The organism is Nitrospira sp. MA-1 (genome assembly GCA_032139905.1).
In the GTDB taxonomy this organism is placed as follows: domain Bacteria; phylum Nitrospirota; class Nitrospiria; order Nitrospirales; family UBA8639; genus Nitrospira_E.
This window is the reverse complement of sequence record JAQJDB010000007.1, coordinates 157,317-178,782: the sequence shown is the minus strand read 5'-3', so window position 1 is coordinate 178,782 and position 21,466 is coordinate 157,317. Positions and strand designations below refer to the sequence as shown.

General features: G+C 49.3%; 24 protein-coding genes. 21 read left to right on the top strand and 3 right to left on the bottom strand.

Annotated features, from left to right (window positions below; translation table 11 throughout):
• The first annotated feature begins 151 nt into the window (after positions 1-151).
• The 11 genes from ffh (at position 152) to PJI16_13515 (ending at position 9,031) form a co-directional block, all read left to right on the top strand.
• The gene (gene ffh, locus PJI16_13565; GenBank protein ID MDT3778589.1) at positions 152-1,540 is read left to right on the top strand and encodes a signal recognition particle protein; all 1,389 of its coding nucleotides are present in this window, start codon (positions 152-154) and stop codon (positions 1,538-1,540) included.
• Between the two features lie 60 nt (positions 1,541-1,600).
• Positions 1,601-1,879, top strand: a complete 279-nt coding sequence (rpsP, locus tag PJI16_13560; protein MDT3778588.1) for a 30S ribosomal protein S16 — start codon at positions 1,601-1,603, stop codon at positions 1,877-1,879.
• Between the two features lie 90 nt (positions 1,880-1,969).
• Complete coding sequence (gene rimM / locus PJI16_13555; protein ID MDT3778587.1) at positions 1,970-2,512, top strand: ribosome maturation factor RimM; 543 nt, start codon at positions 1,970-1,972, stop codon at positions 2,510-2,512.
• Complete coding sequence (gene trmD, locus PJI16_13550) at positions 2,502-3,266, top strand: tRNA (guanosine(37)-N1)-methyltransferase TrmD (protein ID MDT3778586.1); 765 nt, start codon at positions 2,502-2,504, stop codon at positions 3,264-3,266. Before rimM ends, trmD begins: the two co-directional genes overlap by 11 nt.
• A 15-nt stretch (positions 3,267-3,281) precedes the next feature.
• Entirely contained in the window at positions 3,282-3,740 is a 459-nt protein-coding gene (gene rplS, locus PJI16_13545; GenBank protein MDT3778585.1) for a 50S ribosomal protein L19, read from the top strand.
• A complete protein-coding gene (locus PJI16_13540) occupies positions 3,709-4,419 on the top strand; it encodes a ribonuclease HII (protein MDT3778584.1) in 711 nt (236 codons plus the stop codon). Before rplS ends, PJI16_13540 begins: the two co-directional genes overlap by 32 nt.
• A complete protein-coding gene (locus tag PJI16_13535; GenBank protein MDT3778583.1) occupies positions 4,416-4,802 on the top strand; it encodes a YraN family protein in 387 nt (128 codons plus the stop codon). The genes PJI16_13540 and PJI16_13535 overlap by 4 nt, the downstream gene beginning before the upstream one ends.
• Before the next feature lie 133 nt (positions 4,803-4,935).
• Positions 4,936-5,604: a cell division ATP-binding protein FtsE gene (gene ftsE, locus PJI16_13530; protein ID MDT3778582.1), complete on the top strand. Its 669-nt coding sequence runs from the start codon at positions 4,936-4,938 to the stop codon at positions 5,602-5,604.
• On the top strand, positions 5,601-6,500 hold the full coding sequence (locus tag PJI16_13525; protein ID MDT3778581.1) for an ABC transporter permease: 900 nt from the start codon (positions 5,601-5,603) through the stop codon (positions 6,498-6,500). The genes ftsE and PJI16_13525 overlap by 4 nt, the downstream gene beginning before the upstream one ends.
• The gene (locus tag PJI16_13520; GenBank protein ID MDT3778580.1) at positions 6,497-7,690 is read left to right on the top strand and encodes a peptidoglycan DD-metalloendopeptidase family protein; all 1,194 of its coding nucleotides are present in this window, start codon (positions 6,497-6,499) and stop codon (positions 7,688-7,690) included. The genes PJI16_13525 and PJI16_13520 overlap by 4 nt, the downstream gene beginning before the upstream one ends.
• Positions 7,691-7,717: 27 nt before the next feature.
• Positions 7,718-9,031: a S41 family peptidase gene (locus PJI16_13515; GenBank protein ID MDT3778579.1), complete on the top strand. Its 1,314-nt coding sequence runs from the start codon at positions 7,718-7,720 to the stop codon at positions 9,029-9,031.
• A gap of 27 nt (positions 9,032-9,058) precedes the next feature.
• Here PJI16_13515 and PJI16_13510 read toward each other — a convergent pair whose 3' ends face one another.
• Positions 9,059-9,295, bottom strand: coding sequence for an Lrp/AsnC ligand binding domain-containing protein (locus tag PJI16_13510; GenBank protein MDT3778578.1), 237 nt, complete (start codon positions 9,293-9,295; stop codon positions 9,059-9,061).
• Positions 9,296-9,417: 122 nt separating this feature from the next.
• Positions 9,418-9,894, bottom strand: a complete 477-nt coding sequence (locus PJI16_13505) for a histidinol-phosphatase (GenBank protein MDT3778577.1) — start codon at positions 9,892-9,894, stop codon at positions 9,418-9,420.
• 255 nt (positions 9,895-10,149) lie between these two features.
• Here PJI16_13505 and thiS point away from each other — a divergent pair, with 255 nt between their 5' ends.
• The 10 genes from thiS (at position 10,150) to PJI16_13455 (ending at position 19,974) form a co-directional block, all read left to right on the top strand.
• Complete coding sequence (thiS, locus tag PJI16_13500; protein MDT3778576.1) at positions 10,150-10,347, top strand: sulfur carrier protein ThiS; 198 nt, start codon at positions 10,150-10,152, stop codon at positions 10,345-10,347.
• A gap of 19 nt (positions 10,348-10,366) precedes the next feature.
• Entirely contained in the window at positions 10,367-11,140 is a 774-nt protein-coding gene (locus PJI16_13495) for a thiazole synthase (protein MDT3778575.1), read from the top strand.
• 13 nt (positions 11,141-11,153) lie between these two features.
• Complete coding sequence (thiE, locus tag PJI16_13490) at positions 11,154-11,780, top strand: thiamine phosphate synthase (GenBank protein MDT3778574.1); 627 nt, start codon at positions 11,154-11,156, stop codon at positions 11,778-11,780.
• Between the two features lie 192 nt (positions 11,781-11,972).
• Positions 11,973-13,655, top strand: a complete 1,683-nt coding sequence (gene arc / locus PJI16_13485; protein MDT3778573.1) for a proteasome ATPase — start codon at positions 11,973-11,975, stop codon at positions 13,653-13,655.
• A 30-nt stretch (positions 13,656-13,685) separates the two neighbouring features.
• On the top strand, positions 13,686-15,164 hold the full coding sequence (gene dop / locus PJI16_13480; GenBank protein ID MDT3778572.1) for a depupylase/deamidase Dop: 1,479 nt from the start codon (positions 13,686-13,688) through the stop codon (positions 15,162-15,164).
• 41 nt (positions 15,165-15,205) lie between these two features.
• Complete coding sequence (prcB, locus tag PJI16_13475; GenBank protein MDT3778571.1) at positions 15,206-16,048, top strand: proteasome subunit beta; 843 nt, start codon at positions 15,206-15,208, stop codon at positions 16,046-16,048.
• A gap of 3 nt (positions 16,049-16,051) precedes the next feature.
• Positions 16,052-16,735 carry a proteasome subunit alpha gene (gene prcA / locus PJI16_13470; protein MDT3778570.1) on the top strand — a complete coding sequence of 228 codons (684 nt, stop codon included), beginning with the start codon at positions 16,052-16,054 and terminating at the stop codon, positions 16,733-16,735.
• 279 nt (positions 16,736-17,014) lie between these two features.
• Positions 17,015-18,391 (top strand): Pup--protein ligase, encoded by a 1,377-nt coding sequence (pafA, locus tag PJI16_13465; GenBank protein MDT3778569.1) that lies wholly within the window; start codon positions 17,015-17,017, stop codon positions 18,389-18,391.
• Positions 18,391-19,302 carry a M23 family metallopeptidase gene (locus PJI16_13460; protein ID MDT3778568.1) on the top strand — a complete coding sequence of 304 codons (912 nt, stop codon included), beginning with the start codon at positions 18,391-18,393 and terminating at the stop codon, positions 19,300-19,302. The genes pafA and PJI16_13460 overlap by 1 nt, the downstream gene beginning before the upstream one ends.
• 114 nt (positions 19,303-19,416) lie before the next feature.
• Positions 19,417-19,974 carry a TIGR00730 family Rossman fold protein gene (locus PJI16_13455; GenBank protein ID MDT3778567.1) on the top strand — a complete coding sequence of 186 codons (558 nt, stop codon included), beginning with the start codon at positions 19,417-19,419 and terminating at the stop codon, positions 19,972-19,974.
• An 11-nt stretch (positions 19,975-19,985) separates the two neighbouring features.
• Here PJI16_13455 and PJI16_13450 read toward each other — a convergent pair whose 3' ends face one another.
• Positions 19,986-20,795 carry a hypothetical protein gene (locus tag PJI16_13450; GenBank protein ID MDT3778566.1) on the bottom strand — a complete coding sequence of 270 codons (810 nt, stop codon included), beginning with the start codon at positions 20,793-20,795 and terminating at the stop codon, positions 19,986-19,988.
• Between the last annotated feature and the right edge of the window lie 671 nt (positions 20,796-21,466).

Genomic DNA, 21,466 nt, shown 5'->3' with positions numbered 1-21,466 from the left:
CCACAAAAGCCATAAATCCAAAAAATAACCCTTCGAAACCAACTAGATTTTGCCCCTCCAAGAGGTTGCGCTCAACTTGACATGTCTGTCGTATGTTCACTATTGTCTTGGGTTTGCTTAAAATGGTTCATGTTCCATTGGATCCCTTTTCATGTTTACCACGCTGACAGAGAAAATCGAAAAAGTTTTCAAGCAGTTACGCGGCCAGGCCGTTCTGACTGAAGAGAATATTACCGACGCCTTGAAAGAGGTCCGCCTGGCGCTGCTGGAAGCCGACGTCAATTTCAAAATTGTTAAGGACTTTATTGAGAATGTTCGGGGCAAGGCCGTCGGGCAGGAAGTCCTGAAAAGTCTCACACCCGCCCATCAAGTGGTGAAAGTTGTCTGGGAGGAACTGCGAGACCTTCTGGGTCATGAACAAAGTGCCCTTCATCTCTCTTCACAACCCCCTACCGTCATTATGATGGTCGGATTGCAAGGATCTGGGAAAACCACCACGACCGGGAAACTCGCCAATTATTTTAAAACCGAAGGCAAGCGGGTCTTATTAGTGGCCGCCGATCCCCGTCGCCCTGCCGCAGGAGATCAGCTGGCCTCGCTGGGCACTGACCTGGACATTCAAGTCCATCGGGGAACAAACGAAGGTCAACCTGGCGCCCAGGCGCTACAAACCTGCCTGAATGGCGTCGCTCGTGGACGGGAACATGGGTATGATGTGGTGCTCTTGGATACCGGCGGTCGATTGCAGATCGATCAAGAGTTGATGCAGGAATTGGTCGATATCCAAACAGGAGTCAGCCCACAGGAAGTCTTGTTCATCGCCGACTCCATGACCGGCCAGGAAGCGGTTTCTGTAGCAGAACGCTTTAATCAAACTCTCGGTCTCACTGGGGTCATCTTAACGAAAGTCGAAGGGGATGCCCGGGGTGGAGCGGTGCTCTCAATCCGCGCGGCGACAGGCAAACCCATTAAATTTCTCGGGATCGGCGAAAAGCTGGATGCGCTAGAGCCCTTTTATCCCGACCGGATGGCCTCCCGTATTCTCGGGATGGGTGATGTGCTGACCTTGATTGAGAAAGCCCAGGAGAGCTTTTCGCAAGAACAAGCGGTCGCATTGCAAAAAAAGGTATCGAGTAATACTCTTACGTTGGAAGATTTTCGTGATCAGATCAAACAGGTGAATAAACTCGGGTCGTTTGATCAAATTCTAGACATGCTACCAGGCGGGCAAAAAATTAAAACGATGATGGGTTCCGGCGGAGCCGGGAATGCACAGGTACCCGAAAAAGAAATGAAACGGGTCGTGGCCATTATTGATTCGATGACCCCCCGCGAAAGACGGGATCATACGATTTTAAATGGAAATCGAAAAAAACGTGTGGCTAAAGGCAGTGGAACATCCGTTCCAGAGGTTAATCGGCTCATTAAGCAATTTTTGGATGCCCGACGCATGATGAAGTCCCTGGTCGGAGGGCAAATGGGGATGGGAAAAGGAAAAAAGCGCGGGAAGCTGATCCGCCGGGCTATCCATGCCCGGTAAAAATTTGAAGTCTCCCTGAGTTTTTTCATTCATTCATATTCACGATAGAGGAGATTGCCAGTGGCAGTACATTTGAGACTTACACGCGTGGGCCGGCATAAACGGCCATTTTATCGAGTAGTGGCAGCCGATGCCCGCATGCCGCGGGACGGTCGATTCCTTGAGGTCATTGGGACCTATGACCCCCTGAAGGAAAGCGACAAGGCCTCGTTTAAAGAAGATCGTGTATTAAATTGGCTTCAAAATGGGGCTCAGCCCACTGATTCCGTCAGGGGGTTATTACGACAAACCGGTATCTTGAAGGCCTTTCGGGAATCCAAACAAGCCCCAGCACAATAGTCTCGGCATGTCAGGGTAATGGGAGAGAAGGTGCCCTGTTGCATCCGGCAAAGAGTCTTTTAGAGATGCGACAGGACTATTGGCTAAACTATGGATGATCCTGAGCCATCACAGTCTTCCATGGTGACCATTGGCCGAATTCTCAAACCGTTCGGAGTCCGGGGGGAAGTGCGTATCGAATCGCTCTCGGATGTTCCTGGGCGGTTTGAAGGATTGGAGACGGTGACACTGGACCTTCCAGATGGGAGGACTCTGGAAACCCTGGTGACCTCGGTTCGGCAAATCAACCAGGGGGTGATTTTGGGACTTTCAGCGTTTTCGACACCGGAAACCGCAGCCTTGTACCGAGGGGCCTGGATCAAAATTCCAGAAAATCAGAATCTTCCCAGGGACGCTGATACGTTTTATCAGTTTGAATTAATTGGTCTCAGGGTTGAGGATGCAGAAGGACAACCCTTAGGAACATTAGAAGAAGTGGTGGAATACCCCCAACATCATGTGTTTGTGATTCGAAATGAGGATCGTGAAATTCTGGTCCCGGCCAGTCGGCGAACCATTGCCATGGTAGACGTACCCCATGGGGTTTTGCGATTAACTTCACGTGAATGGTGGGACGACACCTATGCGTTGTGATGTGGTGACATTGTTTCCGGAGTTGATTCACTCTGTGGGCTCACAGAGCATCATGAAGCGCGCCCAGGAAAAAGGATTGCTCACGCTCAACGTCCACAATCTTCGAGACTATACCGACAATCCTCATCGGACAGCCGATGATACTCCCTATGGCGGCGGCGGCGGGATGGTCATGAAGGCCGAACCAATTTTTCAAGCCATTGACCGGATAACACAGGACCTGGATGGAATACGCATCATTCTTCCTTCGCCACAGGGCATCCGGTTTTCACATGGCCTCGCGCATAATCTCAGCCAGGAGACTCGCCCGTTGCTATTTATATGCGGGCATTATGAAGGAATCGACGAGAGGGTCCGGACACATTTGCAGGTTGAAGAAATTTCTCTCGGAGATTATGTGCTGACAGGTGGTGAATTGGCTGCCCTCGTGATGATCGATGCGGCCATGCGTCTCATCCCTGGCGTACTAGGTGATCCACATTCCGCTCAAAAAGAGTCCTTTGTGGAATCCTTACTGGATTTTCCCCATTACACCAAACCTGTTGAAATTCGAGGGATGTCGGTTCCCGACATTTTAATGTCCGGCAACCATGAAGCGATTCGCCGTTGGCGGAGGAAAGAATCGTTACGCCAGACGCTGCTCAAACGACCGGACTTATTAGACAATCATATCTGGAGTAGTGAAGATCGTCAGTTATTGGAAGAAATTGAACACAACTATACCTCGACGTCCAGTCGTACGACGAGACCTTGAAGGAGGGAGACTCTCATGAATTTATTGGAGCGTTTAGAGCAATCGTTAGCACAGGGAACCGTGCCGTTTTTTGAAATAGGTGACACGGTCAGAGTCAAGGTCCGCGTTGTTGAAGAACGACAATACGGGAAAAAGAAGGAAGAGGCCAAGGAACGCATTCAGGTGTTTGAAGGGCTCGTGATCGCTCGCAAAGGCCGTAAAGTATGTGAGAATTTTACCGTTCGTAAGATTTCCTTTGGGGTCGGAGTCGAGCGAATTTTCCCCCTTCACTCCCCTAATCTGGCCGGCATCGAAGTCATAAGAAAAGGTCAAGTGCGACGGGCAAAGCTGTATTACCTTCGAGACAAAAAAGGCAAGGCCGCCAAAGTTTCAGAACGGGAATTTTCGCGTACACCAAAAACCGTGAAAAATGCTGCGGTGGCAGTGGATGTACCTGAGTCCGGTGAATCAGCACCCACGGAAGTATCGGAATAGCGCAGGAGAAGGGGCTCACCTTTCATTGCCAACCGCCTCTCCCTCATTCATGGATGCGGGCCCGACAGACTTTTTTGAACAAGCGGCCAGAGCCCGCGGATTCCGGCGTATTGCAGGACTGGACGAGGCTGGCCGGGGTCCTCTGGCCGGGCCGGTGGTCGCCGCGACAGTGATCCTTCCCCGTTGCTGGTCACCGGTCCTTCTCGACGATTCCAAGCTCCTGTCTGAACGTCAGCGTCAGGTGTTATATGAGGCCATTACCACCAGGGCCATCGCCTGGGCCATTGGCCTGGCATCAGAGCAGGAGATTGATGAACTGAACATCCTGGGCGCCACACGATTGGCCGGATTCCGGGCTCTTACCCAATTGGCCATTACACCTGATTATCTCCTCCTTGACGCCCTCCACCTCCCTACCGTTTCTCTCCCTCAACGACCGGTCATCAAGGGCGACCAGCTTTCCAGATCGATTGCCGCCGCATCCATCCTGGCCAAAGTATCCAGAGATCGCATGATGATCTCCTACCACGAACGCTTCCCTCAGTATCAATTTCACCTCCACAAAGGGTATCCCACACAGGAACATCTCAGACGATTACATCAATTCGGCCCTTGTCCTGGACATCGACGAAGCTTCCAGCCTGTCCAAGCCTGCCTGAATGCCCGCTCGCTCGCATGACCACGCCTTCTCAGGAGTTTGGACGATCGGCGGAGGAATTAGCAGAGGATTGTCTTCGAAAAAAAGGGTACCGGATTCTTGAGCGAAATCTGCGCGTAGGTGGGGGAGAATTGGATCTCATTGCACAACACCATGACACACTCGTATTTATTGAGGTGAAGGCACGACGCACCGATCAATTCGGGGGCGCCCCCTATGCCATTGATGCTCGCAAAAAACGCCAAATCATTAAATTGGCGTCCTATTACCTTTCCCAACATGGCCTCAGCAACCAAATTTGCCGGTTTGATGTTATCCTGATTACAGGAACCAAACAGGGTTCTCCGACATTAACTCACCTGGAACAGGCTTTTGAGGTTTCCAGCTCCGACTGGCAATGGTAAATTAAAGGGATTGGCCTCCGCACGAAGGCCAATTCCTGAAGGTGAACAGCTCTTCATTGTTACTTTCACAAAGAACCAGGGTCCGGTTGTATCCATATACTAAGCCATTTATAGGCCAGGCCAATGAGATAGCATGATTCAATTATTCCACGTCACAAAATACTACGATGGCTGCCTTGCACTCTCAGATATTTCCCTGCGAATCGAAAAAGGCGAATGTGTGTTACTCACAGGGCCAAGCGGAGCCGGGAAAACCACCTTACTCAAGCTTATTTTTGGAGCAGAACACCCTGATGAGGGACAAATCCTCGTCCAAAATCGCAACATCGCCAGGCTCGGAGGATCCGATATCCCCTATCATCGACGAACCATGGGGTATGTTCTTCAGGATTTCAAACTACTCCCACAGCGGACGGTCTCCGAAAATGTGGCGCTCCCCCTGATTATTCGTGGCTTGTCATCATTCGAATCGCGAAGAAAGGTCCTGGAAGCCCTTCGTGCGGTTGGCATGGATCATAAACTCAACTCCATCGCCTCCGTGCTCTCCGCCGGAGAGCAGCAACGTGTGTGTATCGCCCGCGCGATCGTAAACAGTCCCATCATTCTTTTGGCAGACGAACCAACGGGAAATTTAGATCCCCAACTCACCACCGAAATTGCAGCATTATTTAAAGCCATCAATACCCGGGGAACCACCGTCATGATGGCCACGCACAATCGACAAGTTGTAGAACAATTAAATGGGAGAATTCTCCGACTGGATTGCGGACACCTCGTATCCGATCAGGGAGTCTATACGTGAAACGGCTCTGGTATTTTATCCGTGAAGCCTATACCAGCCTCCGCACGCATCGGACCAGTACGCTGATTGGTGTTCTGACCACGGCGTTTACCCTGACCAGCTTTGGCATCTTTCTCCTTCTCTATCATAACGTGCATAATCTATTGGGACAGGTTCAACACACCATTCAAATCATCGTCTATCCCAAGAATGATATTGAATCCGGCAAGCTACACGATTTACAACAGGGACTCAAAACGGATCCTGCCGTTGACTCCCTCACGTATATTTCAAAGCAAGACGCATTGACCGAATTCAAAGAACAATTTCCCGAGGAAGTCTATCTACTGGAAGGCCTTGGCGAGAGCCCGTTTCCCGCATCATTGATATTGACCATGGCCGCAAAGTCCCCTACCACAGATATGATTGGCAACCTGGTCAATCGGCTGCAACATCATCCCGATATTGATCGCGTTCGATATAATCGTGATTGGATCGAGCGCCTAACCCTCATCATCGCCTATATGGAGTTCGGCGCGTTATTGGTTGGGAGTATCCTGGGCTTAGCGTCCGTCACCATCATTGCAATTACCGTGCAATTGGCATTCCATACCAGACAGCAAGAAATTGAAATTTTACGGTTAATCGGGGCAACCAGTCTCTTTATTAGCATTCCGTATCTCATCGAAGGAGCTATATTAGGGGCCGCGGGAGGCGGTATGGCCCTTGGTTTTTTACGTGGAGGGTTCGAACTTTTCACGCAAAACACCCAAGGCTTGAATGTCTTTGGGGGATTTTCTTCTGCATTGGAGTTTTTCCCTCTTCCCCTTTCCCTGATTTTGATAGCAGGAGGCATCCTATTGGGGTGCCTGGGAACACTTACCACCATCTATGGATCCTTGCGGTTTCGTTTATGAGGCGGGTTAAACTATTTCTCCACACAGGACTCACAAGCGGACTACTCCTTCTGTTCGTCCAAGCTGGTTGGGGTGCTGACCCCTCAACCATCAAAAATGAAATCAGTCAGGAACGCCTCCGGCTGGAGAAGCTCAATCAGGAAATTACCGAAACCAAAAAAGAAACAAAACGGATCGAGAAGAAACATGGATCGGTCTTAAAAACCATTGACAAATTGGATCGCCAACTCCATGAACAAAAGAAAGAACGCAATCGCATCAATGACCAAATTAAAGCGACAGACGAGGAGTTGGCGAACCTGAGCACGAAGATTGCCGAAGTGGAGCAAGACGTTCGCACTCGACAATCCTCCATTGCCGCCAGACTCAGGTTATTATATGTGGAAGGACGCACCGGATATTTAAAAACGCTCTTTGCAGCTGAATCCTTTACCGAGGCCTCGAACCGGATGAATTATCTTTCCTGGGTGGCCCAACGGGAGCATCAACTTGTCCGACAATTTCAAGAAGACCTCTCTAATCTCCAACAGCTCAAGGAGAAACAGACCGCAGCCAGGGAGGATCTCCTTCGCTTTCAGGGAGAAACTCAACAGACCATCAAAAAAGTTTCAGGTCTCAAACGTGAAAAACGCTCCGTCTTGGTTAATCTCTCCAAAGAAAAGGACGCACATCAACGGATGGTTGAAGACCTTCAGCGCTCAGCTGAACAGGTGGATAGTCTCCTCAAAGAATTGGACCAACGGTTTCAACTGGCTCAATCCCAGATGCGCAAACCTTCTGGAGCTCCCCCGTCACTTGGGTCTTTCATTTGGCCGGTTGAAGGTAAAGTGGTTTCAAATTTCGGTCGGCAAAAACATCCCACATTTGATACATTTGTGACGAAAAAAGGCATAGAAATCAGCGTGCAGGAAGGAAGTCCGATTCGCGCAGTGTCATCCGGAAACGTCGTCTATGCCGACTGGCTCAAGGGATATGGTCTGGTTATCATTGTCGACCATACCAATGGCTTTTATTCTCTCTACGCCCATGCCTCAAAACTTTTAGTGGCTGAAGGCCACTCCGTTAAAAACGGGCAGGTCATTGGTGAAACAGGCGAAACAGGCGTCACCCAGGAAGACACCCTGTATTTTGAATTACGTAAAGGCACCACCCCTATCGATCCCCTGAAATGGCTGGTAAAACAGCCTTAATTGAACAACTGGAAGAAGGAACGTCTCATGTCACATGAACGATTGTCGACGGTAGTGATTTCTGGTTTAACCTTAACCGCCATCCTTTTGGTGGGGATTGTCATCGGAAAAGGAGGAGACCGGGCGGGATATGCCAGCGAACCCTACGAGGAATTACAAGTCTTCGCTGAAGTGCTTTCGCAAGTCAAAAAGCATTATGTGGAAGAAACTCAAACCAAAGACCTTGTCCAGGGTGCCCTCCGAGGCATGCTGGCCGGACTGGATCCACATTCATCTTTTATGACTCCGGATATGTTCAAAGAGATGCAGGTTGAAACCAAAGGAGAGTTTGGAGGACTTGGCATCCAAATCGGTGTAAAAAACAATCGCCTGACCGTGATCTCCCCCATTGAAGATACGCCGGCCTTTGAAGCCGGCATCCAACCCGGCGACACCATCATCAAAGTTGATGACAAGCCGACAAAAGATCTCACACTCATGGAAGCCGTTCAACATATGCGAGGCGCACGAGGCACATCAGTGGAATTAACCATTGAACGTGAGGGACTGGAAAAACCACTGATCTTTAACCTCAAACGCGACATCATTAAAATTCAAAGCATTCGCTCCAAGCTGTTGGAAGGCAACCTTGGATATGTCCGATTGAGCCAATTTCAAGAAGCCACCGTCGAGGATCTCTCCACGGAATTGGAAAAACTCGTTGCCAAAAACATTCAGGGCTTGATTCTCGATCTCCGAAATAATCCCGGTGGGCTATTGACCGCTGCGGTGGGGGTCTCCGAACAATTCCTGGAATCCGGCCGCCTCGTCGTCTCAATACAAGGACGCAATGGCAAGAAGGATGAATACCGTGCACGGGCAAGTAGTAAGAATTATCAATATCCCATGATTGTGTTGGTCAACCACGGTTCTGCCAGCGCATCAGAAATTGTGGCGGCAGCCATGCAGGATTGGGGAAAAGCCGTCGTGATTGGCACCACAACTTTTGGGAAGGGTTCCGTGCAAACCATTCTCCCGCTCTCCGATGGATCCGGCCTTCGGCTTACCACGGCAAAATACTTTACGCCAAATGGCAAGTCGATTCATTCTATCGGGGTACAACCCGACATTGTGATTGATCCGAAACCCGCTCAGGTGGCGAAACAAGAGTCCTCCGAAGGGAAAAAAGACGAGAGCACCACGGATTCCCCTGCACCCTCTCCGACCAAACCTCAAGCCCCCTCGGCCCCACAGGACAAGGACCAGGCTCAGCCCATTCCTCCAGATGACCTTCAGTTACTGAAGGCTGTGGAGATGCTGAAATCATGGAAAGTTTTCAAACAGTTAAAACCGGCCGCATAATGCGGCCGTCAAAAGATGTTGAAGAAATTAGAAGTCGAGGACAATTGCCGTATTTGTTTTAATGACACCATCAATACCTCGAAGACGAACCATGATGAGGTCGTTCAACTCCTCCAACGTTTCGGCTTCCACATGGGCAATTAAATCAAACGGACCGGTCACCGGATAGACGGATTTCACACCTTGAATGCGTGTAAGTGTTTTATACGCACTCTTGGTGTGGTTCCCTGTCGTGTCAATCAAAACAAATGCAGAAATTGCCATTACCTAACCATCCTTCTGAGGTGAAAGTTTGATATGCTTCCATATCCATTTCATGTTCCTTGGCAAGCCGAATTGCGTGCGTGGGGAACCATGGGAGAAGCTTCCCCTTCTTACTTCCCGGGTCAGGACTCCTGACAGAGAGCTCGTTTCTTTCGAATCGCCGTCAAGATTTCCTCACCACGAGTCCCTAGACCTGGCAGGGTTTGCAGTAAATGCGATTGAGCCAAGGCTTCCAGATCTTCCCAGCTTGTGATGCCCAATCGAAAAACCAGATCATGGACAATCGGTTCAGAAAATCCCGGAAGATTGACCCAATCCAGGGCTGAATCAGGAAGAGGAGTTTTTAATTCTTCATACGCACGTATACGCCCGGTGGAGAGAAACTCCTGGATTTTTATTGATAATTCCTTGCCAATACCAGGAATGGTTTGGAGTTCGCCACGATTCGCCACCTCCGTCACATCCTCTTGGAGGCTCTTCAGCGAATCAGCAGCCCGGCGATAGGCTTTGACCTTGTAGGGATTTTCACCTCTCGACGCCAACAGACCTGCCATCGACAAGAACAAAGCCATGAGGTCCTGGTTGATGTTTTTCTCCATAGACGATCGACTCAGTCAAACCACGCTATCTCTTCATTAATCTATCCAATGAATATCGGTCTCATTTTATGTCAGATGTGATCGATAAAACCAGTTCACATAGATAAGCCTTCATTGACTCACACGAACCACTTCCTACCTTCTTCACTCTCGTTCATTTCATTGACAAGAATTTCTCAAGTCCCGTAGGATGAATCCCTGCATGGCCGGAATACACTGGACATTGCGTTCTTACCTATACGCATGAACATAGTCGTGAATGGAGAACAACGCGAGGCCGAGGAACCGTTGACGGTCGCACAACTTCTCTCAACGCTTGACCTCCGTTCCGAACAAGTCGCAGTAGAAATCAACCTAAAAATATTAGACCGTGGAGATTTTCTCACCTGGAATCTTCACGATGGAGACAAGGTTGAAATTTTAAGCTTTATTGGAGGCGGCTGCCCCACATGAGGCGATTGAAGGGGAAGAGATGAATCAGGATCCGTTAATCATTGCTGGTCGAACATTCCGCTCTCGGCTCTGGGTCGGAACCGGAAAATATCAAAACTTTGAGGAAACCCGAAAAGCCATTGAAGCTTCCGGAGCTGATGTAGTGACGGTTGCGGTTCGCCGGGTCAACATCACCGATCATAAATCAGAAAATTTACTAGATTACCTTGATCCGAAAAAATATACCATTTTACCCAACACGGCAGGGTGTTATACCGTTGAGGATGCCGTTCGTTATTCACGACTGGCCCGTGCTGCAGGCGTTTCAGATTTGGTGAAATTAGAGGTGATTGGAGATGAACGTACGCTATTTCCTGATACGGCCGGGCTCATTGAAGCCGCAAAAATTTTGATCGCCGAAGGCTTTGTGGTATTACCGTATACCAATGACGACCCCATTGTCGCCAAAAAGTTAGCCGATATTGGATGTCCTGCCGTGATGCCACTCGCCGCACCGATCGGTTCAGGTCTCGGTATTCGCAATCCGTATAATCTCAAAATCATCATGGAAACAGTCAATGTACCGGTCATCGTTGACGCTGGAGTTGGAACCGCTTCTGACGCAGCCCTGGCCATGGAATACGGAGCCGATGCCGTATTAATGAACACGGCTATTGCCGGAGCCAAAGATCCGTTGATGATGGCCACGGCCATGCGGTACGCCGTCGACGCCGGGCGATTAGCTTACAGGGCTGGAAGAATTCCCAGGAAGTTATACGCGACGGCCAGCAGCCCTATCGAGGGAATGCTGTAACCCATTATTAGGAATGTCCTCGCGCATTCTTCCCAAACTTTATCTTCTGACCGATCGGCATCAAACTCTCAATCGTCCCCTCTCCTCCGTGCTAACCGAAGCGGTAGACGCCGGGGTCCGGATGGTGCAAGTCCGCGAAAAAGACCTGAAGACTCGAGATCTGACTTCCCTTTGTCAACAGCTCTTCCCTCTTATCAAACACCAACATGGAATCATCTTATTGAATGATCGTATCGACCTGGTCCTTGCCATTGGAGCCGACGGCGTACATCTTCGGACAAATAGTCTTCCGGTTTCCGTTGCTCGTCGCCTGTTAGGAACCGGACACCTCATCGGCGTCTCGACGCATTCCGTTGAAGAAGCCCGAGTGGCGGAAGCGGAAGGGGCCGACTTCATCGTGCTTGGTCCCATTTTTGATACGCCTTCAAAGCGAGCATATGGACCACCTTTAGGAATCCAGATTCTTCAGAAAACGAGCCGAACTATCCACGTGCCCATCTATGCCATTGGAGGTATCACCCCGATCAGAGTTCCTGACGTCTTATCATCCGGGGCTTACGGAGTCGCCGTCATTTCTTCCATTCTTCAATCGCCTTCAATTCCAGACATCACAGGGGAACTGCTTGCACGATTATCCTGAATTGTCAAATTATTTCAGGCAGTCATAATGCCCGTATTCGGTTGACCCTAAAAATTTTTGGGTGGTAAGATCTTCACAGTGAAGGATGGTGCGGACATCCTCTTTCCCCGGCATTCAAACAAGGCAGGGGTTCTTCTCAGCAATATGTGTCTTCCGGTTTCTTTGAAACCTCGAACCAGATAGGATCCGACAATGGGAATCCGAAAATCAGACGATCATATCCGTGAAATTGAAAAGTTACGAACCGAGATTGAGTCCATGGAACTCGAAATGCGGCAACTGCATGAATCTCGTCAAAAGCTGCACCTTTCTCAGCAGAAAAACGAGCAGTTAGTTTCTACGTTACAGGAAGCCAAAGCACAAATCGAAGCGCTTCGAAAGGAAGTCGACAAACTCACGGCGCCTCCATCAACTTTTGCCATCTTCTACAACACGAACGCAGACGGGACCGTGACTGTCTCACTTGGCGGTAGAAAGCTACGGGTCAACCTTCATCCATCTATCCCGGCAGATTCCCTTAAAAAAGGCCAAGAAGTTATTTTGAACGAAGGCCTGAACGTGATTGAATCGCGAGGGTATGATCCGCAAGGCGAAATCGCCCATCTCAAACACCTCCTGGACGATGGACGCGCAGTGGTTAGCCTTCGCCTGGACGACGAGCGAGTGGTTGAAATCTCGGATTCGCTGAAACACCAGACTTTGAGTGTCGGCGACCATCTCCTCTTTGAACCACGATCCGGATACCTCATCGAAAAACTTCCCAAAGGTGAAATGGAGGAACTCGTCATTGAGGAAGTTCCGGATATTCAGTATGACCAGATCGGTGGGTTAACCAAAGAACTGGAGCAGGTGAAGGACGCCGTGGAATTGCCCTTCCTGTATCCAGAGCTCTTTGCTGAACACCGCTTATCCCCTCCAAAAGGTCTTTTGCTATATGGACCGCCTGGATGCGGGAAAACCTTGATTGCCAAAGCTGTCGCAAACTCCATCGCGAAAAAACTCGGTCACCTCAAAGGCAAGGACGTTCGCAGTTACTTCCTCCACATCAAGGGACCCGAGTTATTGAACAAATATGTCGGTGAATCCGAACGTCAAATTCGAGAAGTGTTTGCGAAAGCGAAGGAGAAGGCGTCACACGGCAATCCGGTCATTGTCTTCTTTGATGAAATGGATGCGTTATTCCGAACAAGAGGGACAGGTATTTCCTCGGATATGGAATCAACTATCGTTCCCCAATTCTTATCCGAAATTGATGGAGTAGAAAGCCTTCGAGACGTCATCGTCATCGGTGCCAGTAACCGGCAAGATCTCATTGATCCGGCGGTTTTGAGACCGGGGCGTCTGGATATCAAAATTAAGATTCCCAGACCTGACAAGCAGAGTGCAAAAGATATTCTCGGGAAATATCTGACCTCAGACTTGCCCCTTGCGGAAGCTGAATTGACCCAACATGGCTCAGATCGATCGACGTTTATCAATCATCTTATTGAAACCACCGTGGAGGCCATGTATGCCTTGACGGAAGAAAATCAATTTCTGGAAGTCACCTATGCCAATGGGGAAAAGGAAACGGTGTACTTCAAAGATTTTTCCAGTGGCGCGTTGATCGAAAGTGTGGTCTCCCGTGCAAAAAAACTGGCCATCAAACGGGCAATTTCCGGCGAAGCCAAAGGCCTGAAACCCGAGGACTTTCTGCGGGGCATTCGGGAAGAATTCAAAGAACAGGAAGATTTACCAAATACCACTCACCCCGATGACTGGGCAAAAATAGCAGGCAAAAAAGGCGAAAAAATTGTTCATGTGCGCACCTTAACCACCGACGAGGATTCAGAGCCTCGAGAAATTGAAACCATCAGCGTTGGGCATTATTTTTAACCATTTTTAGCTGCTCTCCATGAGGCCTCCTTGCTGCGAATTCTTGGAACGGAAACTGAATTCGGAATTATTTCTCGCTCCACAGGCCACCCTGATCCCGTAGCGAATTCCCTTCGGTTAATCAGTCACTGTCCCCATCTCCCAACTCCCGCCGCTCTCTGGGATTACGAGAACGAAAATCCCTTCCTGGATGCTCGAGGCTTTCCGGTCGAAGGCGAACCCGAAAGACCAAGCGCGACCTATAATCGTCAACTCAATAAAGTCTTGCCGAATGCCGGTCGTCTCTACGTCGATGGCGCTCATCCGGAATATTCCACCCCCGAATGCAGCAATCCCCGTGAGGTGGTGGCCTATGAACGTGCCGGGGACCACATTGTGGCTGAATGTCTGGCCCGCCTGAACCACAGTAGCGGGGAAGAAAACTTTCTGGTCTACCGCAACAACTCAGACGGGAAAGGCAACAGTTTCGGATACCACGAAAATTATATTTTATCCCGCCGGATCCCGTTCGAGCAGATAGCCAACGTGCTACTCCCCTTCTTTGTTTCCCGCCCCATCTTTTGTGGAGCAGGAAAAGTCGGAGCAGAAAACGGAGCAGATCCTGTTTCCTATCAAATTTCACAACGGGCAGATTTTTTTGAATGCCTGCTTGATCTCAACACGATGGTTCACCGTCCTATTATAAATACACGTGATGAACCTCATGCCCATCAAGGCGACTACCGACGTCTTCACGTCATCGTGGGTGATGCCAATATGTCCGAGGTATCCACCTTCTTAAAAATCGGCACCACCGCCATTATCATGGAAATGCTGGAACAAGAAGGAGCCCTTCCTCATATTGAATTGACCGATCCCGTCAAGGCCATCAAGGCGGTATCACGAGATCTGACCGTGAAAACGTCGCTTCCTTTACACAATGGGCAACACACCACCGCCATCGCTATTCAGCGGGCCTTTCTGCAATCAGCCCATGACTTTTATCGAACCAGAGAGGTCTCCCCTATCACCAAAGAGGTGCTTGTACGCTGGGAATCCACCCTGGCTACCTTGGAGCGTGATCCCTTTGAGCTTCGGCGCGAAGTCGATTGGGTCGCCAAACACGCATTAATTCAATCCTACATGGATCGCAAACAATGCTCCTGGAAAGATCCCAGAGTGGCCATGATGGATTTACAGTATCACGACGTGCGACCAACCAAAGGGCTGTACTACACCTTGGAGCGAACAGGCCAAATAGAACGTCTAACTCTTGATCAGGAAGTCGAACGGGCTCGTCAGACTGCACCGGCTTTCACTCGGGCTTTTTTTCGAGGTCAATGCTTAAAACACCTTCCAAAACAGGTATACGGCATGAGTTGGACGTCCGTCCTCCTTCACTCGGGAAATTCCGCTATTAAGCGTATTCCATTGATGGATCCTTATCGAGGCACTCAACAGCTCACGCAAGAATTGTTTAGGGACATTACCTCGGTGGATCAGTTAATATCCCGACTCGGGAAGTCCTAAATGAACAGAGAACCCATTCGGCAAGGTACCATTGAGGTCACATGAATTTTAAAGACATCCCCTTTCCAAACTTTTCAGCCGATCCGTGTTCCAGTTTTTACCAATATCTCACCTCACAACGACCCGAATTGCTCCCCATGGAGCGATGGAAAACCTCACTCTCCCAACAAGGCCAAACAGACCCATCCTTGATGTCCTCCAATCAGTTTCCCTGGCCCCACGGCACCACGGTTCTCGCCTTCACCTATGATAACGGCGTCCTCATCGCCGGAGACCGTCGCGCAACGGAAGGATATCAAATCGCCGCGAATCGCATGGAAAAGGTCTTTCAAACCGATGGCTATTCCGCCATGGCTATTGCAGGGGCTGCAGGGCCCTGCGTGGAAATGGCCAAGCTGTTCCGAATCGAGCTGGAACATTACGAGAAACTTGACGGACAGCCCTTAACCTGCGAAGGGAAAGCCAACAGGCTTGGGCATATGGTTAAGGCAAATTTCCCTATGGTCTTGCATGGACTCGTGGTCATTCCCCTATTTGTCGGCTATGACCACAAACGAGAGGTTGGGCGGCTCTTCAAATATGACATTACCGGAGGACGCTACGAAGACACGGATTTTCACGCAGTCGGCTCAGGCGGAAAAGATGCCCGATCCACTTTAAAGGAATATTTTCGGAAAAACTTACCAGAAGACGACGCGGTCAAAGTGGCCCTTCGTGCCTTAATCAATGCCGCAGATGAGGATGTCGGAACCGGGGGACCTGATTTGGTCCGACGAATTTTCCCGACCGTAAAATTAGTTGACTCTCAGGGAGTTCGAGATGTGGAAGACACCCAATTAGCGGCATTGTGCGAAGCAATAGTGAACCAAAAACAGGAGACTTAAACAGTGGCCCTGCCCTATTACGTTTCACCAGAACAAATGATGCAGGACCGGGCGGAGTATGCCAAGAAAGGTATTGCCAAAGGTCGATCCATCATAGCCATGGAATATTCGGATGGAGTGCTGTTTGTCGCCGATAACCCCAGTGCTTCTCTGTTTAAAATTTCTGAGATCTATGACAGCATCGCATTTTCAGGGGCGGGGAGATACAGCGAATTTGAGAATCTCCGGAAAGCCGGCATTCAACATGCCGACGTCAAAGGCATGATGTACAGTCGCGAAGATGTGACGGCACGATCCCTGGCAAATGGCTATTCACAAATTCTCGGCACCCTCTTTAGCCAGGAAATGAAACCGTACGAAGTGGAACTCCTCCTGGCCCAGGTCGGCGAGACACCCGAGCGCAATGAGTTATACCGCATCTCCTTTGATGGGAGTATTGTGGATGAACGAAGATTCACCGCCATTGGGGGACGGTCCGAAACAATCTTGACCCTCCTCAGGAAGGAAATTCCGGAAACCTGCCCGTCCCTAAAAGAAGCCTTAACGCTCTGCCAACAGGCCTTTGAACAGGGGGCTGATTCTCGAGCAAATTTAGAAGGCTTGGAAGTCGCTCTCCTGGACCGAACCAGAATAGGTAGAAGATTTCGCCGGGTCCCGATCATCGAGGCCTCTCAAATTCTGTCGTAACATCTCCTGTTTTGCTCCCCTCATTCAGTTGATCATTGATGGATCTGGGTGTATTCTGAGTATGGGAATCAGTGTAGTCATTCCCATGTTTTCAACCATGATTCATTTCCAAAACACGGAAAGTGAAAGATCGAATCTCTTGAGAAGGCCTATTCAGCAAGACCGAAGGACTCGAGGAGGATTTCTATTGATTGGCGGGTAGGTCCTTTAAACGAGAAGGAGGTGGAGGACAGGGCACTATCTGTCCTTAGAGTGTCTGCGGAGAGGGACGGGCCGGGTATGATGAAACGCATTGTTGGCCTTGAGAGTGAATATGGTCTGACATTTTCCCCGAATGGTCGGGTCTACCTTCCTATTGAAAAAATCCTCGGGTACATTTTTGAAGGACTCATCCCCAATAGCTGGCCTTCCAATGCCTTCCTGACGAATGGAGCGAGGTTTTACCAGGACACCGGCTGCCATCCGGAATACTCCACTCCCGAATGCGACGATCTGCTTGATCTGATCATCCACGATAAAGCCGGTGAGCGGATCCTGGAAAGTTGTCTGCCCATTGCCGAAGAGCGCTTGCGCGAAGAGGGACTATCCGGTGAGATCTTTATCTTTAAAAACAATACGGATTCCCTCGGCAACACCTATGGGTGCCATGAAAATTTCCTCATGCGCCGGGATGTGGATTTCTGGAAAGTCAGCGAACAACTCATCCCCTTTTTCGTCACTCGTCAAATTTTTTCTGGGGCCGGAAAAATCTTGAAAGTCTCAGGGAAGTCTCAATACTTCATCTCCCAACGCGCGCAACATATCCATGAAAAAACGTCTTCCTCCACGACGTCTTCCCGAAGCATTATCAACACCCGCGACGAGCCTCATGCTGATGCCGAAAAATACCGTCGACTGCATATCATCCTCGGCGATTCCAATATGTCTGAGTTTTCCACTTACTTAAAAGTGGGGACAGCCATGATCGTCCTCTCCATGATCGAAGACGGTTTCACCATTCCTCATATAGAGTTAGAAGAACCTGTTAAAGCGATTCGAGATATCTCTCGGGATCCCACTCTAAAAAAAACAGTCAAGCTTGAGGATGGGAGCAGCCTGACCGCATTGGAGATTCAACAGACCTTCTGGGAACGGGCAGGTGAATATTTAGCCTTGCAACCTCCCAATAAAATCATGACAGAGGTGCATTATGAATGGGGTCGAGTGTTGAAGGCGTTGAATACGTCCCCCATGTCACTCGTCCGCGAAATCGACTGGATCACCAAACAATGGCTTCTCGAAAATTACATGGCCAAAAAGTCTTGTGGATGGGACGACCCCCGATTAGGCATGATGGATTTGCAATATCATGACATTAACCGACAACGAAGCCTGTTTCATCTTTTAGCTGAACGTAATCATATTCGAAAAATGATCGATGAGGACGCGATTGAACAAGCAAAAACGATTCCTCCTCAAACCACACGCGCAAAAGTGCGAGGAGACTTCATCAGATTTGCCCGTGCTAAAAATCGGTCTTATACTGTGGATTGGACTTATCTCAAACTGAACGGGTACTGGGAAGAAACTATTCTATGCATGGATCCCTTTTGTCCTTTTAATCGGCGTGTAGAAGAATTACTCAGCCAAGTCCCTCATAATCGGCTTTACCCCTGATGAACACGTCGCCCCCACCCATTCCTTCGGTCTCATGGAAAATCCTGTTTATCGTTTGTCTGCTGCTCGCCAGCATTTTCCCTATTCAGATCGTTCCGAGTGCGGAACGGAGCCGACCGGGTGCCAATGGACATGTCAGCGGAAAGCAGGGCCAAGTCCTCTGGATCAACGTTCCAATATCTCAATCTAAGGCCAAAGTGAATGGTCTATTTCTCAAACGGAAGATTCCCTTCTTCCCCCATGGCGATGGCAACTTTGCGGGCATTGTGGGAATCGACATGGAAGATCCACCGGGGATACAGGAATTAAGTATCACGGTCCATTCCGACACCGGAACAGACCATCTTAGCTACTCCGTCCTCATCATCAAAGAAGACTATACCGTCCAACACCTGACCCTGCCGAAAAATACAGTGGATCTTGACGCTAAAACATTAAAGCGCGTCCAAAAAGAAAAGAAAGAATTGACAGAGACCTTTCACCATATTGGAGCACGTCCTTTATGGGATGGGCCTTTTCTTGAGCCTGTGAATGGGAAAGTCACCGGAGTGTTTGGCAGTCGTCGAATCATTAATGGTCAGTCCCGAAGACCTCATTCAGGAGAAGATATCGCGGCACCAAAAGGCACTCCGGTCCAAGCCATTAACAAAGGAATCGTCGTGAAAACAGTCGATCACTTTTTCTCCGGAAAGGGTGTGGTCTTGGATCATGGAGTAGGCTTGTTTTCCATGTACTTCCACCTCTCAGAGATTGACGTCACCTCCGGGCAAACAATTCAAAAAGGGGAAGCGTTAGGCAAAGTCGGATCAAGCGGAAGAGCCACGGGCCCTCATCTCCATTGGGGCATCCACTTAAATGGCTCTCGAATCAATCCCTACTCATTGACCACTCTCCCCCTATCAAACGAATGAAAAAACTCTGTTACTTTGGAGAATCCTCGGCTTCTCCTGACTCCGCATGATCCGTCTCTTTTTCTCCTAACCACCAGACTTATTACGAATATCGGAACATAATTACCCATTCCCATGCGATATATTTGCGTCTTCTGCGGCTCCAGCCTCGGCCACCAACCAGGATTTACCAACATGGCTCAGCGGTTGGGGCATGCGCTTGTCCAACAGGGAATGGGATTGGTCTACGGCGGGGGGAATATCGGACTAATGGGCGTACTGGCATCCACCGTCCTACAGAATGGTGGAACTGTCATTGGAGTCATTCCCAAGCATCTGGCGGAGAAGGAGCTCCTACATCAGGAGCTCACAGCTACGCATATCGTGAACACCATGCATGAACGAAAAACCCTTATGGCAGATCTGTCAGCCGGATTCATCACGTTACCCGGTGGATTTGGAACATTGGAAGAATGTTGCGAAATGGTGACCTGGGCACAGTTACAACTTCACCACAAACCCTGTGGACTGCTGAATTGCTTTGGTTTCTTTGATGGTCTCTTGAGATTTTTTGACCATCAAGTCCAAGAAGGGTTTCTCATTCAGGCAAACAGGGAGTTACTCCTTGAAGCCTCCACTCCTGAAGACTTGTTGACCCTTGTCTTAAGCCGACTCGAGCCTGATATCCGCTAATAGGGTGCCGCTCAATAGGCTGATGGCCTGGAAAGCGGGCGATTCGACTGGAGTTCCATCGCCCGAAGATTATCAAACGAAAAACTCCCATCCCCAATTGCCACTATTCCCAGCTGACCCTTTTTGAATGATTGATCAGCCACGCTCAGCACCAAATGGTTATCAAAAGAGATTTCGGTAATCTCCTTGCTGATAATCGTATTCCGTTGAATTCGGAGAAAGTGCCATTCAGCAGATCGAGGAATCAGGGACTCCCTGCCTAATTCTGTTGGTGCTCCATTCTTGACTACATAAACCACAACCTCGTTAGTGCTAGGTTCAACAACCGCGGCGTAGAAGTTCTTATTATCTTGGACCCCATAGGCCAATCCAGCTTTTCCTGACGGAGTTCCCAAATTAAGTTTAATCTGGACTGAGAGGTCCACATATTCGGCCACCGCGCCTTCTGCGATCAATATCTCGTAGCACCAATCTTCAGCACAATGTAAGCGCTGTTCCACCAGATGGGGACGACTGGGGGCAGAGGGATCTTCTTTGACTGACCATTCCCCTTTTCCTGAAGGTTCCCCGACCGCCTTGGTAAAGCCCTCGGGTAAGTCACTTAAAGCCGATTGATCAAATTTCCATTCCTGAAAAAGAGGGGGAGTCGTTTTATGAAATGGCTTAGGAAGCTCATGAGGTTGTTCTTCGGAATATCCCACGGAAGCCGTCATCACAAGGCAACTCATGGCCAACACAAAGACCCTCGCTCGACCGGTAGGAGTCGTTTGTTTGTCCACCACCCTTTGATCAGACAAGAGATTTGGCAGAAAAGGCTTCATAGACGGACTCAGCTCCTCATGTTTCATAACCATCCTTACCCTCAAATGATATGAATATTAAATAGACAAAAAATCCATCGCGCCTAGGATGATACGCATTCTCACCGGAAGTCCACAACCCCCGAATGGCAACCCACATCCATCCCAATCACGGCATCAAAATCCCTCCTCCCTCGATCCTCCCATAGAGCATTCTTTGCTCAGGTCTTCTGAGGAAAATTAATCATCCCATTCACTCGCAGCATTGCCATAGAAAAAAGGCTATCTCATTTGACCAGGTAGCCAAGGCGTTCTCTGTCCAACTATTCACCTGAAGAATTACCGAAATACACGGCTTTGATAGGTTTAGAATTGAGCAGATCGTGGGAACATTAAACAGGCATAGGTTGGATCATGCCATCTTAAGCCCTGATCCGACTTCCTTTTCTAACCGACCTCACTCTCAAAAAACTGGCCTAGCCGAGCATCAGTGTGAGGAGTCCCCGCATTCTTTCTGAGAGTGAAAATTATGTATTTCGGGATCACTAAATAAGACTGAATTTCTTCACAACATAAGAGGAGGAAATTGATATCTGGAATTCAAATACACTATTCCCCCCACACCAACCTCCAAGTGGTCTTGGAAGCCTGCCATCATGGATTGGTATAGTCGGCGCATGCATTTGTTAATG

Excerpts from the sequence above, each read along its gene's own strand:
- ffh (MDT3778589.1), top strand. The coding sequence starts at position 152 with ATGTTTACCACGCTGACAGAGAAAATCGAAAAAGTTTTCAAGCAGTTA.
- rimM (MDT3778587.1), top strand. The coding sequence starts at position 1,970 with ATGGATGATCCTGAGCCATCACAGTCTTCCATGGTGACCATTGGCCGA.
- trmD (MDT3778586.1), top strand. The coding sequence starts at position 2,502 with ATGCGTTGTGATGTGGTGACATTGTTTCCGGAGTTGATTCACTCTGTG.
- rplS (MDT3778585.1), top strand. The coding sequence starts at position 3,282 with ATGAATTTATTGGAGCGTTTAGAGCAATCGTTAGCACAGGGAACCGTG.
- PJI16_13535 (MDT3778583.1), top strand. The coding sequence starts at position 4,416 with ATGACCACGCCTTCTCAGGAGTTTGGACGATCGGCGGAGGAATTAGCA.
- ftsE (MDT3778582.1), top strand. The coding sequence starts at position 4,936 with ATGATTCAATTATTCCACGTCACAAAATACTACGATGGCTGCCTTGCA.
- PJI16_13520 (MDT3778580.1), top strand. The coding sequence starts at position 6,497 with ATGAGGCGGGTTAAACTATTTCTCCACACAGGACTCACAAGCGGACTA.
- PJI16_13515 (MDT3778579.1), top strand. The coding sequence starts at position 7,718 with ATGTCACATGAACGATTGTCGACGGTAGTGATTTCTGGTTTAACCTTA.
- PJI16_13510 (MDT3778578.1), bottom strand. The coding sequence starts at position 9,295 with ATGGCAATTTCTGCATTTGTTTTGATTGACACGACAGGGAACCACACC.
- PJI16_13505 (MDT3778577.1), bottom strand. The coding sequence starts at position 9,894 with ATGGAGAAAAACATCAACCAGGACCTCATGGCTTTGTTCTTGTCGATG.
- PJI16_13495 (MDT3778575.1), top strand. The coding sequence starts at position 10,367 with ATGAATCAGGATCCGTTAATCATTGCTGGTCGAACATTCCGCTCTCGG.
- thiE (MDT3778574.1), top strand. The coding sequence starts at position 11,154 with ATGTCCTCGCGCATTCTTCCCAAACTTTATCTTCTGACCGATCGGCAT.
- arc (MDT3778573.1), top strand. The coding sequence starts at position 11,973 with ATGGGAATCCGAAAATCAGACGATCATATCCGTGAAATTGAAAAGTTA.
- prcB (MDT3778571.1), top strand. The coding sequence starts at position 15,206 with ATGAATTTTAAAGACATCCCCTTTCCAAACTTTTCAGCCGATCCGTGT.
- pafA (MDT3778569.1), top strand. The coding sequence starts at position 17,015 with ATGATGAAACGCATTGTTGGCCTTGAGAGTGAATATGGTCTGACATTT.
- PJI16_13460 (MDT3778568.1), top strand. The coding sequence starts at position 18,391 with ATGAACACGTCGCCCCCACCCATTCCTTCGGTCTCATGGAAAATCCTG.
- PJI16_13455 (MDT3778567.1), top strand. The coding sequence starts at position 19,417 with ATGCGATATATTTGCGTCTTCTGCGGCTCCAGCCTCGGCCACCAACCA.
- PJI16_13450 (MDT3778566.1), bottom strand. The coding sequence starts at position 20,795 with ATGAAGCCTTTTCTGCCAAATCTCTTGTCTGATCAAAGGGTGGTGGAC.